We start from the raw sequence: 15370 nt of genomic DNA, 5'->3' as shown, positions 1-15370 counted from the left end.
GTCCCGATATAAAAGTGACAGTTGTACGACGACATATGACGTTACATATGTCCTACCTAACAAAAATAAAAAGTGATGCCATGAACTTGAACGAGCCCATCAACGCACACCGCGTTGGCCAAGCGGTAGGCAACTATCGTTGGACCATCTGCGCGATGCTGTTTTTCGCGACCACCGTCAACTACCTTGATCGCCAGGTGCTCAGCTTGCTGGCGCCGCAGCTGTCTACGCAATTTGGCTGGAGCAACACCGACTACGCGAACATTGCGGCGGTGTTCCAGTTCGTCTACGCGATCTCCATGTTGTTTGCCGGGCGCTTTGTCGACAAGATCGGCACCAAGGCGGCCTATGTAGTGGCGATTGGCATCTGGTCCACAGGCGCCATCATGCATGCGTTCTCGGTGCCGATGGGCGAGGGCATCGCGGCCATCAGCGGGGCGATTGGCCTGGCGGTGATTCCGGTGTCGATTGCCGGCTTCATGCTGTCCCGTGCGGTACTGGCGATTGGTGAGGCGGGTAACTTCCCGATTGCGATCAAGGCCACCGCCGAGTACTTCCCGAAGAAAGAGCGCTCGCTGGCCACCGGTATCTTCAACTCCGGCGCCAACGTCGGTGCAATCCTGGCACCGATCTGCGTGCCGTTGATTGCCGGTTTGTGGGGGTGGGAAGCGGCGTTTATCGTGATTGGCGGGTTGGGTTTCGTGTGGGTGGCGGTGTGGATCGCGCTCTATAAGAAACCGGATGAGCAAAAACGCCTGTCGCCTGAAGAACTGGCGTATATCCGCAGCGACCAGACCGTGCAGCCCTTCACCCCGGCACCGGCCGGCGCCGTGGAGAAAAAAGTTTCGTGGTTCAAGCTGCTCACGTATCGCCAGACCTGGGCGTTTGCCTTTGGCAAGTTCATGACTGACGGTGTGTGGTGGTTCTTCCTGTTCTGGCTGCCCACCTACCTGTCGGCGCAATACGGCATGAAAGGCGCCGATATCGTCATGCCGCTGGCGGTGCTGTACAGCATGACTATGGTTGGCAGTATCGGCGGCGGCTGGTTCCCCAGCTACTTCATGGCACGCGGCGATGCGCCCTACGATGGCCGCATGAAAGCGATGCTGGTGATCGCGCTGTTCCCGCTGGTGGTGTTGCTGGCGCAGCCATTGGGCTATATCAGCTTCTGGGTGCCGGTATTGCTGATCGGCGTGGGCGCCTCGGCGCACCAGGCGTGGTCATGCAACATCTTCACCACCGTGTCGGACATGTTCCCGCAGAAAACCGTGGCCTCGGTGGTCGGTATCGGCGGCATGGCCGGCGGCCTGGGTGGCGTGGTCATGACCAAGATCGGCGGCTGGGTGTTCGACTACTACAAGTCCGTCGGCGACATCCACACCGGCTACATGATCATGTTCGCCATCTGCGCGCTGGCCTACCTGGTGGCCTGGAGTGTGATGAAGACGCTGGTGCCGCGTCACAAGGAAATCACCGACCTGTAAGGTCCAACGTCCCGCGCCGCAACGGCGCGGGACCGCTTCACAGCGTGAGCGCCCAGGTCTGGCTGACCAGGGATTTGCCAAAGCTGTCTATCGTTTCTTCCTCGATCAACTCGAACCCGGCTTTCTGATAAAGCCTGCGCGCATCGCTGAGGATGTCCACTGTCCACAGCTGCATGCGTTGGTAGCCGACCTGCCGGGCAAAACGTACGCACTCATCCACCAGCCGTTGGCCGATGCCCATGCCGCGCGCACTGGCGTCCACGTAGAGCATGCGCAGCTGGGCCGTGGTGTCGCCGTGGCGGATCACGAACACCGAGCCCACCACGTCGCCGTCCTTTTCTGCGATCCAGCAACGCTCGCAGGTTGGATCAAACGCTCTCAAGTACTTGGCGACCGTCTCCGCCACCAGCGCTTCGAACTCCCAGTTCCAGCCATACTCACGGGCATACAACGCGGTTTGTTGTTGCACCACCACACCCATGTCGCCCGGCTGTGGGTCGCGCAGCAGATAGCTGGGCGCCGTGCCTTGCAGCAGGGCCTGGATGCGTTTCATGGCGTCGGTGAGTTGCCGCTGTTGGGGTTCCGGCAGGCTGTCGAGCAGGGCGATGACTTCGCTTTGGGTCTGCTGTTCCAGGGGCGCCAGCACTGCACGGCCATGGTCGGTGAGGTGTAGTTGCACCGCGCGGGCGTCGGTGGCGGAGCGGACTTTCTGGATCAGGCCCTTCTTTTCGAAACCACTGGTCAATCGGCTCAGGTAGCCCGCGTCGAGGCTGAGCATCTGGCACAGGTCGGCGCTGGTGAGATCACCACGGGTAGACAACTCGTACATCACGCGGATTTCGGTGAGCGAATAGTCGCTTTGCAGCAGGTGTTCCTGCAGCACGCCGATCTGGTGGGTGTAGAAGCGATTGAAGCCGCGCACGATGCCGGCGCGTTCGACAAGCAGGGGAGTGGACATGCGGGAATGCTCGAATGGTTGCCTGAAGCAATTATATTGTTGCTTCAGGCAACCATGTCAAACATTTTGCTTAGCGGTTACGCGTCACCCGCCAAAGGGTATTGGCCAAGTCATCGGCAATGATCAGCGCACCTTTGGGGTCCACCGTCACGCCGACCGGGCGCCCACGGGTCTTGCCGTCGTCACCCCGAAAGCCGGTGGCAAAGTCGATCGGCTCACCGGACGGCTTGCCATTGCTGAACGGCACGAAGATCACCTTGTAGCCCACCGGGTTGTCGCGGTTCCAACTGCCGTGCTCACCGACGAATACGCCATCAGCGAATTGCTCGCCCATTTCCGGGATGGAGAAGTCCACGCCGAGCGCTGCCACATGGGAGCCCAGGCTGTAATCCGGCTTGATCGCGGCGGCGACCTTGGCCGGGTTCTGCGGTTGGGCGCGCGGGTCGACATTCTGGCCCCAGTAGCTGTAGGGCCAGCCGTAGAAAGCGCCTTCACGCACCGAGGTCAGGTAGTCCGGCACCAGGTCGGGGCCCAGTTCGTCGCGTTCGTTGACCACGGTCCACAGTTGCCCGGTGTCGGGTTGGATGGTCAGCGCCGTCGGGTTACGCAGGCCTGTGGCATACGGCTTGTGCGCGCCGGTGGCGGCGTCGATCTGCCAGACCATCGCGCGGTCGATCTCCACTTCCATGCCCCGTTCGGTAACGTTGCTGTTGGAGCCGATACCCACGTAAAGCTGGCTGCCGTCGGCACTCACCGCCAGGGACTTGGTCCAGTGGTGATTGATCTGCGCCGGCAGGTCGGTGACCTTGGTGGGCGGGCCAGCGGCTTTGGTCTGGCCGTCGGCGTAGTCGAAACTCACCAGCGCATCCTGGTTGGCCACGTAGAGCTTGCCGTTGGCAAACGCCAGGCCGTACGGCGCGTTGAGGTTGTCGGCGAACACCGTCTTGAGTTCATAGGTGCCGTCGCCGTCGGCGTCACGCAGCAAGGTCAGGCGGTTGCCGCCCTTGACCTTGGTATTGCCCTCGGCCTTGATCAGGCTGGCGATCACATCCTTGGGTTTGAGCTTGGCCGCGCTGCCGCCACGGCCTTCGGCGACGAGGATGTCACCGTTGGGCAGCACCAGGGTCTGACGCGGGATCGCGAGGTCAGTGGCAATCGCCGTGACGCTGTAGCCTTGCGGCACCTTGGGTTTCTGATCGCCCCAGGGTGCGGGCTCGGCAATCTTCATGCTCGGCAACAGGCTGCTTTGTTGCTCCGGCAGTTTGGGGTCGGGGCCACGGGCCTGGGTCTTGTCGCCTTCACCGCCGCAGGCGGTGAGCAGCAGGGCGGCGCTCAATAGCGTCAATGTGCTGGACGTTTTCATTTAACACCTCCCGCGCGCAGGCCGGTCCAAGTGGCCGCCAGTGTCAGCAGCAAGACAAGCGCCGACAAGATCAGGCCGCCGGGCATCGACGCGTAGGCGTCCTTGGCGTGTTGGAAGGCATTGACCAGGCCGAGTATCCAGGTGGCCAACAGCAGCAGGACATAACGCGTGGGTTGCCCGGCCTTGCGCTCAGCACGGAGCAGGTTGACCAACGCAAACAAAAACGCGAAGCCGGCGAACACCAATGCGCCGGCAATCAGCCAGGCCGAGAAGTTGGCCCATTGAATCTGGTAGGTCTGGGTGTAGGCAATGTCGCTGAGCAAGGCGCCGAGAAACAACGGCACGGTACCGGCGAGCAAGGTCGCATGCAGCGGCCCTGGGCCGTATCGGTAGACGGGAAGGGTAGTCATGGGGTGGCGGCTCCTTGTTGTATAACGCCCCTGGACGGGACAGCGCATAGGAAGTGAACGCGTCACGTGTGAGAAAGTTCAGCGTGAAACGTTTCGAAATAGTGGGAACCCTCTAGGGTCGCCCCGGCCTAACGCCGTATCATCCCGTCCTTTTCTCTCCCCAGGCGCCTCCATGACTCAACCTCGCATCGGCTTTGCGTGCCAGTACAAACATCCCGAGCGCCTGCTCTCCGCCAGTGCGTTGAAGCTGATTGAGGGCCCGTTTAACCCACGCACCACCACGTTGCGCTGGATGGACAGCGTCACCCCGCAAGTGGCCCGCGACAAGCTGGTGGAAGTGGTTACGCATAACCTGGCCGCCCAGTTGCGCCTGTTGGCGTATGTGGCCGAGTTACCGCCGACCCTGCGCATGTTGCGTCTGAGCAGTGACCTGCTGCCGTTCTACAGCCACCCGAAAGTCGCTGCCGTGTACCAAGACCCGGCGATCGAGCGCCAATTGGTAGAGGGCTTCGCCGCCATCGGCGAGTTGGCGCGAGCGTCGGATATCCGCCTGTCCTTCCACCCCGGCCAATACTGCGTGCTCGGGTCGGAAAACCCCGGCGTGGTGGAAAACAGCCTGGCCGAGTTCGAATACCACGCCGACATGATCCGCATGATGGGCTACGGCCGTCGCTTCCAGGACCTCAAGTGCAACGTGCACATCGCCGGCCGCCTTGGCGTGGAAGGCACCCGCGCGGTGTGGTCGCGCCTGTCGGAGGTGGCGCGCAACTGCATCACCTTCGAGAACGACGAGAAAACCTACGGCCTCGACCATTGCCTGCAAGTCGCTGACCTGGCGCCAGTGGTGTTGGACATCCATCACTGCTGGATCAACGAAAACGACTATATCGACCCCCACTCGGAACGCGTCGCCCGCGTGATTGAAAGCTGGCGCGGCGTGCGTCCGACTATGCATTACTCCCAGCCCCAGGAGAGCTTGCAGGAGCTGGGTTTCGACGCCGAGCACAAGCTTGAAATGGATGCGTTGTTGCAGGTGGTGTCCAAGCGCGACCTCTACGCCCACAGCGCCCAAATGTGGAACCGCTGGACCAACGACTACGCACTGCAGTTTCTCGACCGCTTCGACATCATGCTTGAAGCCAAGGACAAGAACGTCGCCAGCCTGGCGTTCTATGAACACTGGAAGCGGCACAGTGCCTGAATCGCGTCAGCCTTTGCCGGCCAGCGGAATGACCAGGGACAGCCACATGTTCCAGCCGTCCGGGCGGTTTTTGGCGTCGAATTCGTAGTAGCCCTTGATATTGGCGTACCACAGCTCATCACCCACCTTGAAGAAGTGCCCGGCCTGGGGCCCGATCCCGGCCACGCGCGACTTGAAATCCCCCAGCACCGCGCCGCTGCCACTGTCGCCGGTCACCTGGCGGAAGTAATAACCCACCAGTCCGGCGTGGGTCTGCGCGGTGAAGAAGTGCGAGGCGCTGAGGTCGATGTGTGCATCGATGCCGTTCTGGTAGTGGGTGTCGCGGTTTTCCCAGTTGTAGGTCACACCCGCCACGGCGGAGAACTCGTTGGTCTTGTCAAAAAACGTGTAGCCGCCGCCCGCATCCAGGGCGGCATGGCCCAGGCCGATATTGACCAGGCGATCCGGGTCATAGGCGCCCACGGGTAGGTTGCCCATGGAATAAGCCATGAAGTTGTGCACGCCGTGGTTCCACTTCAGGGTGCCGAGCAGATACACATCGCTGGCACCTTTGAGGGCATCGTGGGTACCGCCGGAAAACGAGCGCCCGCGTGGGCCGGTCACGGTGGCATCGACACTCGCCTCGGAACGCCCCACGGCCGCCACCGCCGAAATCGCCGCCTGGGCACCGCCCAATACCGGCGTGGCGAAGGTGTAGGTCGGGCTGGCAAACAACAGGTCGGCCTTGGCATCCAGCCCCACCACCGTGCGCCCGCCGCGCGGGGTGGCTGAGTGCCGACCGTCGCTGGCATTCACATGGTAGTAAACCAGCGGCAGGCTCCAGCCCGGCGTGGTCGGCGCAGCGGCGAGGGCACCGAACTGGCCGGGCAGCCAGAAGCTGATACCGCCGTCGTCGGCCTGCGCCATCGCGATGGGCAGCAGGGTGAGCAGGCTTAAAACGCGGGTCGTTGGGTTCATAGGACTTCCTATCCAATTGGCCATACTGTGCGTGCTGTCAGGGGCCGCTTGAGCATAGTCCAAGGATTGAAGGTCGTTGCGCCGTCAGCCCCTTGCCCGTCATGCTTGCCGGTCTGACTCAAGGAAACAGTGCCCCGTGAATTCATCGCAACCTACTGGTGTCGACGCCCAAGGATTTGTACTGGCCGTGACCGATTTGCCCCTGCAGCCTGAGTTCCAGCCGTTGCTCAGCGATGTTTGCGCCACCCTTTCACCGGCGCAGTGGGGCCTGGACGGCATTTATGTGTATGGCAGTGTCGCCAGGGCGGAGGCCATTTCCGGTGAATCCGACCTGGATCTCACGTTGATATTTCGTGAACCGCCTCAACCCGAATTGCTTGAACAGCTGGAGCTGACGCGCCTGTCCCTGGAACAGCGGCATCCGGAAATCACGAAGATCGACTTCGATATCGGTCATTGCGCGCAGGTGCTGTCACCCGAGAACAAAGACCGCTGGGGGTTCTGGCTCAAACACCATTGCCGTGGTGTGTGGGGCAATGATCTTTCGGCGTGTTTCGATGCGTTCCGCCCATCCCGTGAGATTGCCTGGGCGCTGAACGGTGACTTTGAAGCGGTGCTCAAGGGCTATCTCTTGCGCATCGACCAGGCCCGGACTGACGAAGCGCGGCTGCGTTTGCAGCGTGAAGCATCGCGCAAGCTGGTGCGCTCAACGCAGCTGTTTTGCCCGGTCCAGGCTTTGATGTGGCCGCACTCGCTTGAGGACCACGTCAAGCTGTTCCTCCAGCATTACCCGGCGATGGTTGCCCAACTCGCGTTCTTTTTGTTCGAGGCACGCAACCCCAGCGCGGAGGGCGAGAAATTCTCCGTTCGACTTCACGCCTTTCTCGACTGGATGGTTTCCCAACAAAAATAGATAGGTATATTGGCGCTAAACTGCTGATTGCATACGCCAAGCCTATGGAAACGCCATGATCAACTTCCGCCTCATCCGCCACCTCTGGCTGTTCCTCGCCGTCGCCGAAGAACAGAACTTCGGCCGCGCTGCCAAGCGCCTGGGCATGTCGCAGCCGCCGTTGAGCGAGCAGATCCAGGTGCTGGAACAAGCGCTCAAGGTCCAGCTGTTCGAACGCTCCCGGCGGGGCGCCAAGTTGACCCCGGTAGGCGCGGCGATCCTGCCGGCAGTGCGCAAGTTCGCCGAGCAGCTTGAGCGCCTGGAACTGGCGGTGGAAGAGGCGGTAGCGGGGCAGTCGGGCATGCTGACCATCGGCGCGATTTCAACGGCAATGTTTGATGTGTTGCCAGGCCTGATCGATCAACTCAAGCAGCAATACCCGCACCTCACCGTGTCGGTGCGCGAGATCGACAGCGTCGAGGCGCTGCCGGCGCTGGAAGCCGGGGATATCGATCTGGCCTTCGCCCGGCTGGACGGTGACCTGGGCCCGGCGATCCAGTCGTTGCCGGTGCGCGAAGATCGCTTGATGGTGGCGTTGCCAAGCGATCATCCGTTGGCCGCACGTTCGCGCATCAGCCTGTCGAGCCTGGCCAGCGAGCCGCTGGTGATGTTTTCGCGCAAGGTCAGCCCGGTGTATTTCGACAACCTGATCGCCACCTGCCGCGCCAGCGGGTTCTCGCCACGGGTGCTGCATGAAGTGCGCTCGGTGGCCTCGCAGATTGCATTCGTCAGCTGCGGCCAAGGCATTGCGCTGGTGCCAGCGTCGCTGAAGAAGCTCGCGCCGGACAACGTGGTGCTACGGCCGCTGACCCAGAAACTCAATGTGGTTACCACGGCGGTGGCCTGGAACAGCGAGCAGCCTAATCCCTTGGTGACCGAGTTGGTCGCGCAGTTCCAGGCTCATACGATTGGCGTATGACAACCTTCCGCTATCGGTCATTTACACCGCGCGGCTAACCGCTGAAATTGGCACCTTTTCGGCCAAGGAACTCTTGCATGTCGTTCGTTCATTCCTTCATTCCACTGACCGTAGACGGTACCGCTGTGGAGATAGCGGCGATCCACCGCGACGGCGAGCGGGCGCCCATCCTGTTCCTGCACGGGTTCGGCTCGACCAAGGAGGACTACGCCGACATCGTCCTGCACCCGGCGTTCGACGGGCATGCCTTTATCGCCTACGACGCCCCCGGCTGCGGTGAGAGCCAATGTGCCGACCTGGCGACCATCAACATCCCGTTCCTGCTGGAAACCGCCTTGCAGGTGCTGGCGCAGTTCAAGGTCGAACGCTTCCACCTGGTCGGCCACTCCATGGGCGGCCTGACTGCCTTGATGCTGGCCCATCGTTTTCCGGAGCGCGTGCTGAGCTTTACCGACATTGAAGGCAATATCGCCCCCGAAGACTGCTTTCTCAGCCGCCAGATCGTGGATTTCCCGGCAGAGGATCCCGAGGCGTTTTTCAGCGCCTTCATCGCGCGCACTCGCCAGGCACCCGCGTATGCCAGCGCGCTTTACTCGGCAAGCCTGCGCCACAAGGTGCGTGCCGGTGCCGTGCGCGGGATCTTCCAATCGATGGTCGAACTCTCCGACAACGCCGACCTGATGGGCAAGTTCCTCGGGCTGCCGTGCCCCAAGATGTTCATGTACGGCGAGCAGAATGCCGGGCTGTCCTACCTGGCGCATATCCAGGCCAACGGCGTGCGCCTGGCGCCGATTGCCCAGTGTGGGCATTTCCCGATGTATTCCAACCCGGTCGCGATGTGGCAGGCAATCGCTGACTTCCTCAGGACTTGAACCGCCCCACCAATCCATTCAACTCATCCGACAGGTTTGACAGCCGCCCCGAATCGTCCTGCGCCGAGTTGGCCAGGCTTTCCACCAGGCGCGCTTCGTCGTAGATCTGTTGGATATGCCGGTTGATCTCTTCGGCCACGCTGTGTTGTTCCTCGGCGGCGGCGGAGATCTGCAGGTTCTGGTCACGGATCTCGTTGACCGAGGTCTGGATCCCTTCAAAGCTGTCCCGCGCGCTTTCGATGGACGACACACTGGCTTTCGACAGGTCGAGGCAACTGCCCATTTTCTGCGTGACTTCCTGAGTCTTGTTTTCCAGGGTGCCGAGCAGCTGCTCGATCTCGCCAGTGGAGTCGGACGTGCGCTTGGCCAGTGCGCGCACTTCGTCGGCCACCACCGCAAAACCACGGCCCTGGTCACCGGCACGGGCGGCTTCGATGGCGGCGTTGAGTGCCAGCAGGTTGGTTTGCTCGGCAATCGCGCGGATGGTGCCAAGGATCTGGTTGATACTGCGGCTACCGGCTTCCAGTTCGACCATGGCCTGGGATGACTCGGTCAGGCGGCGCCCCAGGCGGTTGACGTTGTCGGTGGTGACTTCGATCTGCTGCTTGCCCTCGGCCACGCGGCGGTGCCCGTTCTCGGCGGACTCCGCCGCGCCGCTGCAGGAGCGTGCGACTTCGTTGGCGGTGGCGACCATTTCGTTGAACGCCGTAGAGACCAGCTCGACCGCCTCACGCTGGCGTCCGGCCGCCTCGTTCATGTTGTGCGCCACCTCGCTGTTGACCTTGGAGGCGTTCTGCAAGTTGGCCGAGGCTGCGCCGATGTGCTGGATCAGTTGGCGGATCGCCGCCAGGAACTTGTTGAACCAGCCGGCCAGTTCGGCGGTTTCATCCTTACCCTGGACCTGCAATTCGTGGCGCAAGTCGCCTTCGCCCTGGGCGATGGACTGCAAGCCGGTGCTGACCTGGCCGATAGGCTTGACGATGACCTTGGAAAACGCCGCCGCGATCAGCCCGAAGATCAGCACCAGCACCGCGACGATGATGGCGGTGAGGTAGGTCATGCGCGTGGCTTCGGCCATCACCTCACGGTGTTCGATCAGCCCGATATAGCGCCAGCCGAGGCCGGGGGAGGTCCACACGTTCGCCATATAGCGCACGCCGTCGATCACCACTTCAGTGGAGCCCTGTGCGGTGTCGGCCAACGGCGCATAGGCTGTGCCCAGGTCCTTGAGCGGCTTGAAGTTGTGGGCGGCGTTGCGCGGATCCACCAGCACCACGCCGTCCTCGACCAGCATCACGTAACCGCTTTCACCCAGCTTGATGCTCTTGACCAGTTCGGTGAGGTTTTTCAGCGAGACGCTGACCACGAACACGCCCTTGGCCTTGCCGTTTTCCAGCAATGCGCGTGCGGTGCCCACCAGGGCGACGTCGTCTTTGTCGTAGTAATACGCGGGGGTGCGCACGGTCTTGCCGGGGCTGGCCATGGCCGCTTTGTACCAGGGGCGGGTGCGCGGGTCGTACTTGGCCAGTTGCGGGTCATCCGGCCATTTGGCGTAGGTGCCGTCTTCCAGGCCGATGGACAGGATCGCCGCCGCTGGGTGGGTGGCGCCAAAGCGCGCGAAGCGGTCGATCACTGCTTGCGCCTCGGCGGGCATGGGCTGGCTTGCGGCGTCGGCAGGCTGGTAGTTCTTCAGCGTGTTCACGGAGGTGTATACAGGATCAGTAGCCATTTGATCGACGTTTTGCAGCGTGCCGTCGAAGAACTGGCGGATGTTGCCATCAATCTGACGGATTTCCCGGGTGCTGCCGTCGATGAACTGCTCCACCGCCTGGGTCCGCGTGTTCATGACCGAAATCAAGGCCACCAGGCTTACCGGGATAAAAGCAACGGAGACAAATGCGAGTACCAGCTTATTTTTTATTTTCATCGAGACGACCATCAGCGTGAAGGGCGGCCAAATCGTCGTGCACCTCGATCAGGATTGCGGCGATTTGCTATCACCGCTGTTTCGGCCCGACTTCGATAAATCTTTAGGGTTTTTTGTACACAATACAAACTGCTTATTGTTCTGTATCCAATCAATACACATCACGCAGATAGCGCTTCTGCTCACTCAGCTGCCGCCAGTACTCCACGGCACCCTCGACGCCAAGCCCGCCGTGGGTTTGCGCGATTTGGCGCAGGGCCTGGTCGACATCTTTGGCCATGTGGCTGGCGTCGCCGCAGATATACAGCCTGGCGCCGTCCTCCAACCAGCGCCACAGCTCGGCGCCCTGTTCGCGGATGCGGTCTTGTACATAGACCTTCTGCGCCTGGTCGCGCGAGAACGCCAGGCTCAAGTGGTTGAGCAGGCCGTCGCGCTGCATGCCTTGCAGTTCGTCTTGATAGTAGAAATCGCTGGCGGCGTGCTGTTCGCCGAAGAACAGCCAGTTGCGCCCCTGATGACCCAGCGCGCGACGTTCCTGCAAGAACGCGCGAAAGGGCGCGATACCGGTGCCGGGGCCGATCATGATCATTGGCACGTCGCCGTCAGTGGGCGTGCGGAAGTGTTTGGACGGCTGGATGAACAACGGCACCTCGCCGTCGCCGACCCGGTCAGCCAGGAAGGTCGAGGACACGCCTTTACGTTTGCCGTAACGCACGGCGGCCACGGTGAGGTGCACTTCCTGAGGATAGGCCTTGGCGCTGGACGCGATTGAATACAGGCGCGGTTGCAGGCGCTTGAGGGTGCCCAGCAGCTCATCCGCCGAACACTCGACGGGGTACTCCAGCAACACATCCGCCAGTTGCCGACCCCAGAGCCAGTCATTCAGTTCGGCCTTATGTTCGGGGTTGAGCAAGTGCTTGAGGCCAGGGTTGGCGCTGCGCTCGGCGATGAAAGCCAGGGTGTCGCTGCTGGGCCGGGCGATTTCGAAGTGCTGGGTCAGGGCCTGTTGCAAGGGCACGTCGCCGAAGGTGTCGATGTTCACGCAGGTACTGGCGTTCAAGCGTGTGAGGTCGAGCAACTCGCTGACCAGTTCGGGGCAGTTGCGCGGCCGCACACCCAGGGCATCACCGGCTTCGTAGGTCAGCCCGGAGTCGGTCAGGTCTAGGGCAAATTGGCGGGTTTCCTTGTGGACGCTGTGCGGGTTCAGGTGTCGGTTGAGTAGCAGGCGTGAGCCGTACAGCTTGGTTTTCCCGGCGGGGGTGGCGGGCGCGACGGGCTTTGCCGGGGCCAGGGTCTGCTGGAAACGCAGTAGCCAGGCATCGGCCAGTGCTTCGAATTCGGTATCGCAGTCGACGCGTTCCAACAGGCGGGTGGCGCCCAGTTCCAACAGGCGTTGGTCGAGTTGTTTGCCGTGGTTGCAGAACTGCTCGTAGCTCGGGTCGCCCAGGGCCAGCACCGCGAAGCGCAGGGACTCTAGGCGCGTCTCGGCGGTGCTGAGGCTGTGCCAGAACCCTTCGCCATTGTCCGGTGGGTCGCCGTCGCCAAAGGTGCTGCTGATCAGCGCCAGGGTGTGGGTGCTTGCCAGTTTGCTCGCCGGGAAATCCGCCATCGCGCTCAGTTCCACGGTAATGCCCGCGTCGCGCAGCCGTTTGGTAAAACGCTCGGCCAAGGCTTCGGCGTTGCCGGTTTGCGAGGCCCACAACAAGGTGACGCCCGGGGAGGGCGCTGCGGGGGATTGCGTATGGCTGAACAAACCGCCGAGCAAGCCGTTCAACCAAAGCCGTGACGCATCGGCCAGCGGTGCATTGGCGGGCAGGGTCGGCACGTCTACTGCCTGGCGTGCGGTATTGGCTTGCAAGCCGCTGAGGAAGCCGGCGAGGTAGGTACGCTCACCCTCGCTCAGTGGCGGCGCGGGGAGGTTGCGGATGCCGGCGATTTCGGCGAAGGCGTCGAGGCGCGACATGGGAGTGTCCTCAGCTACGGGGGAAGGGCGGTCCAGGAATTGATGGTCGATCAGCTCGACGCGGGCCAGGGCGACAGCGCAGTGCTTGAACTCCGGCTGCAAGGAAATCGGGTCCACCGCGTCGTTGGTCACTGCGTTGATGGCCAGGTGTTCACCGAACACATCGTTCCAGTGGAACGGCGCAAAGCAGTTGCCTGGCCGTACACGGTCGGTGACCACGGCGGGCAGTACGGCGCGGCCGCGCTGGGAGCGTATCTCGACCTGATCCTTGTTTTTGATGCCCAGATTGGCTGCGTCTTCGGGGTGTAATTCCACGAAGGGCCCGGGGTTGAGTTTGTTCAGGGTCGCGACCTTGCCGGTCTTGGTCAGGGTGTGCCATTGGTGCTGCACGCGGCCGGTGTTGAGCACAAAGGGGAACACGTCATCGGGCATCTCTGCGGGCGGCATATGCGGGCGGGCGAAGAACAGGGCTTTGCCGTTTTCGGTGGCGAAGGTGAGGGCGCCTGTGTCCCGGTAGCGGATCGGGTTGCGGTCCGCGCCATCCTCCGATGCGCAGGGCCATTGCAGCGGCTGCTCACGCAGGCGCGGGTAGCTCGCGCCACGGAGGTCGTAGCCGGTCTTGGGGTTCCAGGCACGTTTTATTTCTTCAAACACGTCAGCGGCGGATGCATAGGTGAACGCGTCGGCAAAGCCCATTTCACAGGCGACCCTGGCGATGATCTGCCAGTCGGGCAGGGTCTCGCCGGGCGCGTCGACGGCTTTTTGCATCAGGGTCAGGTTGCGCTCGGAGTTGATCATCACCCCTTCGGCCTCGGCCCACAGCGCGCCGGGCAACAGGATGTCGGCGTAGCGGTTGGTTTCGGTATCGAGAAAAGCATCCTGGGTGATCACCAGTTCGGCGGTTTGCAGGCCTTTGATCACGGTTTGTCGGTTAGGCACGCTGGCGACCGGGTTGGTGCAGATGATCCAGCAGGCCTTGATCTGCCCGGCGGCCATCTGTTCGAACATCGCCACGGTGCCGCTGCCAGCCTGGCGCGGCAGGCTGTCGTGGGGGATCTGCCACAGGTCTTCGATAAAGGCGCGGTCGGCCTCGACCAACACCGAACGTTGCCCCGGCAGTCCAGGACCCATGTAACCCATTTCGCGCCCGCCCATGGCATTGGGTTGACCCGTGAGGGAAAACGGCCCGCTGCCCGGCCGGCAAATGGCGCCTGTCGCCAGGTGCAGGTTGCACAGGGCGTTGGTGTGCCAGGTGCCGTGGGTGCTCTGGTTGAGGCCCATGGTCCAGCAGCTCATCCACTCGGCGGCCTGGCCGATCCAGTCGGCGGCTTGGCGGATATCGGCTTCGGCCAGGCCGGTGATGGCGGCGACGTACTCTGGCGAATAGTCCTCGAGGAATTCGGGCATCGCCTCCCAGCCTTGGGTAAAGGCGGCGATAAAGGCAGGGTCGGTATGGCCGTTTTTGACCAGCAGGTGCAGCAGGCCATTGAGCAACGCCAGGTCGGTGCCGGGTTTGATCGGCAGGAACAGGTTGGCCTTGTCCGCCGTGGCGCTGCGCCGGGGGTCGACCACGATCAGCTTCGCCCCGGCCTTGACCCGGTCCATCAGGCGCAGGAACAGGATCGGGTGACAGTCAGCCATGTTCGCGCCGATCACGAAGAACAGCTCAGCGCGATCGAAGTCTTCATAGGACCCCGGCGGGCCGTCGGCGCCGAGGGAGAGTTTGTAGCCACTGCCGGCGCTGGCCATGCACAGCCGAGAGTTGGACTCGATGTTGGATGTGCGGACGAAGCCCTTGGCCAATTTATTGATCAGGTATTGGGATTCCAGTGACATCTGGCCCGACACGTAGAACGCCAAGGCGTCCGGGCCGTGGGTGTCGAGGGTGTGACGCAGGCGGCGCGCGGTTTCGCGGAGGGCGTTGTCCATGCCGATGCGCACCGGGTCATTCTGCCGGGCCTGGCGTACATAGGCGTTTTCCATGCGTCCGGACTCGGCGATGGCTTGCCCGCAGGTGGTGCCCTTGGTGCACAGGCGGCCAAAGTTGGTGGGGTGGGCTTTGTCGCCGATCACCTTGACCACTTTATTGTCTTGCACCTGCATGACGATGCCGCAGCCCACGCCACAATAAGGACACACGCTGCGTATGCTTTGGTTGGCCATCTGAAACCTGCGTAAACAAAAAAGGCGCCTTGCAACCCTCCGTTCAGAACGGGGATTACACGGCGCCTTTGTCGTGAGAGGGCAGTCAGCGTTGACTGCTTGGTTGGAGTGTTCCTAGCAAGTCACGCGCCAGGTTTTTCACGAGGGGTTTGTTAGGTGAACGGGCGTTTTTTGGTGAGTGGGCTGCTGTGGTGAGCAGAG

11 protein-coding genes are annotated in these 15370 nt (G+C 62.3%); 5 read left to right on the top strand and 6 right to left on the bottom strand.

Translation table 11 applies throughout. The features are described from left to right. Window positions 1–80 precede the first annotated feature (80 nt). Complete coding sequence (locus H096_RS02425) at window positions 81–1484, top strand: MFS transporter (RefSeq protein ID WP_033896592.1); 1404 nt, start codon at window positions 81–83, stop codon at window positions 1482–1484. A gap of 37 nt (window positions 1485–1521) precedes the next feature. Here H096_RS02425 and H096_RS02420 read toward each other — a convergent pair whose 3' ends face one another. From H096_RS02420 to H096_RS02410, 3 genes are all read right to left on the bottom strand, one after another. Next, complete coding sequence (locus H096_RS02420; RefSeq protein ID WP_033896590.1) at window positions 1522–2442, bottom strand: helix-turn-helix domain-containing GNAT family N-acetyltransferase; 921 nt, start codon at window positions 2440–2442, stop codon at window positions 1522–1524. A gap of 70 nt (window positions 2443–2512) precedes the next feature. Further along, window positions 2513–3805 (bottom strand): sorbosone dehydrogenase family protein, encoded by a 1293-nt coding sequence (locus H096_RS02415; protein WP_033896589.1) that lies wholly within the window; start codon window positions 3803–3805, stop codon window positions 2513–2515. Continuing rightward, on the bottom strand, window positions 3802–4215 hold the full coding sequence (locus H096_RS02410; RefSeq protein WP_033896588.1) for a DUF2231 domain-containing protein: 414 nt from the start codon (window positions 4213–4215) through the stop codon (window positions 3802–3804). The genes H096_RS02415 and H096_RS02410 overlap by 4 nt, the downstream gene beginning before the upstream one ends. A gap of 172 nt (window positions 4216–4387) precedes the next feature. On the opposite strand from H096_RS02410, the gene H096_RS02405 reads away from it, so the two are divergent. Then, window positions 4388–5416 (top strand): UV damage endonuclease UvsE, encoded by a 1029-nt coding sequence (locus H096_RS02405; protein WP_033896587.1) that lies wholly within the window; start codon window positions 4388–4390, stop codon window positions 5414–5416. Between the two features lie 6 nt (window positions 5417–5422). Here the strand turns inward: H096_RS02405 and H096_RS02400 are convergent, their stop codons facing one another. Then, a complete protein-coding gene (locus H096_RS02400; protein ID WP_033896586.1) occupies window positions 5423–6373 on the bottom strand; it encodes a transporter in 951 nt (316 codons plus the stop codon). Window positions 6374–6509: 136 nt separating this feature from the next. Between H096_RS02400 and H096_RS02395 the strand changes: the two genes are divergently transcribed. The 3 genes from H096_RS02395 (at window position 6510) to H096_RS02385 (ending at window position 9116) form a co-directional block, all read left to right on the top strand. After that, complete coding sequence (locus H096_RS02395; RefSeq protein WP_033896585.1) at window positions 6510–7286, top strand: nucleotidyltransferase domain-containing protein; 777 nt, start codon at window positions 6510–6512, stop codon at window positions 7284–7286. Between the two features lie 55 nt (window positions 7287–7341). Next, window positions 7342–8244, top strand: a complete 903-nt coding sequence (locus tag H096_RS02390; protein ID WP_033896584.1) for a LysR family transcriptional regulator — start codon at window positions 7342–7344, stop codon at window positions 8242–8244. 77 nt (window positions 8245–8321) lie between these two features. Further along, window positions 8322–9116 (top strand): alpha/beta hydrolase, encoded by a 795-nt coding sequence (locus H096_RS02385; protein ID WP_033896582.1) that lies wholly within the window; start codon window positions 8322–8324, stop codon window positions 9114–9116. On the opposite strand, the gene H096_RS02380 is transcribed toward H096_RS02385, so the two are convergent. Beyond that, window positions 9106–11043 carry a methyl-accepting chemotaxis protein gene (locus H096_RS02380; protein WP_033896642.1) on the bottom strand — a complete coding sequence of 646 codons (1938 nt, stop codon included), beginning with the start codon at window positions 11041–11043 and terminating at the stop codon, window positions 9106–9108. The two genes, H096_RS02385 and H096_RS02380, sit on opposite strands and share 11 nt — an antisense overlap. Window positions 11044–11194: 151 nt before the next feature. After that, window positions 11195–15169 (bottom strand): bifunctional nitrate reductase/sulfite reductase flavoprotein subunit alpha, encoded by a 3975-nt coding sequence (locus tag H096_RS02375; protein ID WP_033896581.1) that lies wholly within the window; start codon window positions 15167–15169, stop codon window positions 11195–11197. Window positions 15170–15370 lie beyond the last annotated feature (201 nt).

Origin of the sequence: Pseudomonas sp. FH1 (assembly GCF_000510895.2) — a bacterium.
GTDB lineage: Bacteria > Pseudomonadota > Gammaproteobacteria > Pseudomonadales > Pseudomonadaceae > Aquipseudomonas > Aquipseudomonas azotoformans_A.
Note: the sequence above shows the minus strand (reverse complement) of the source record. Positions and strands in the feature narration are given on the sequence as shown.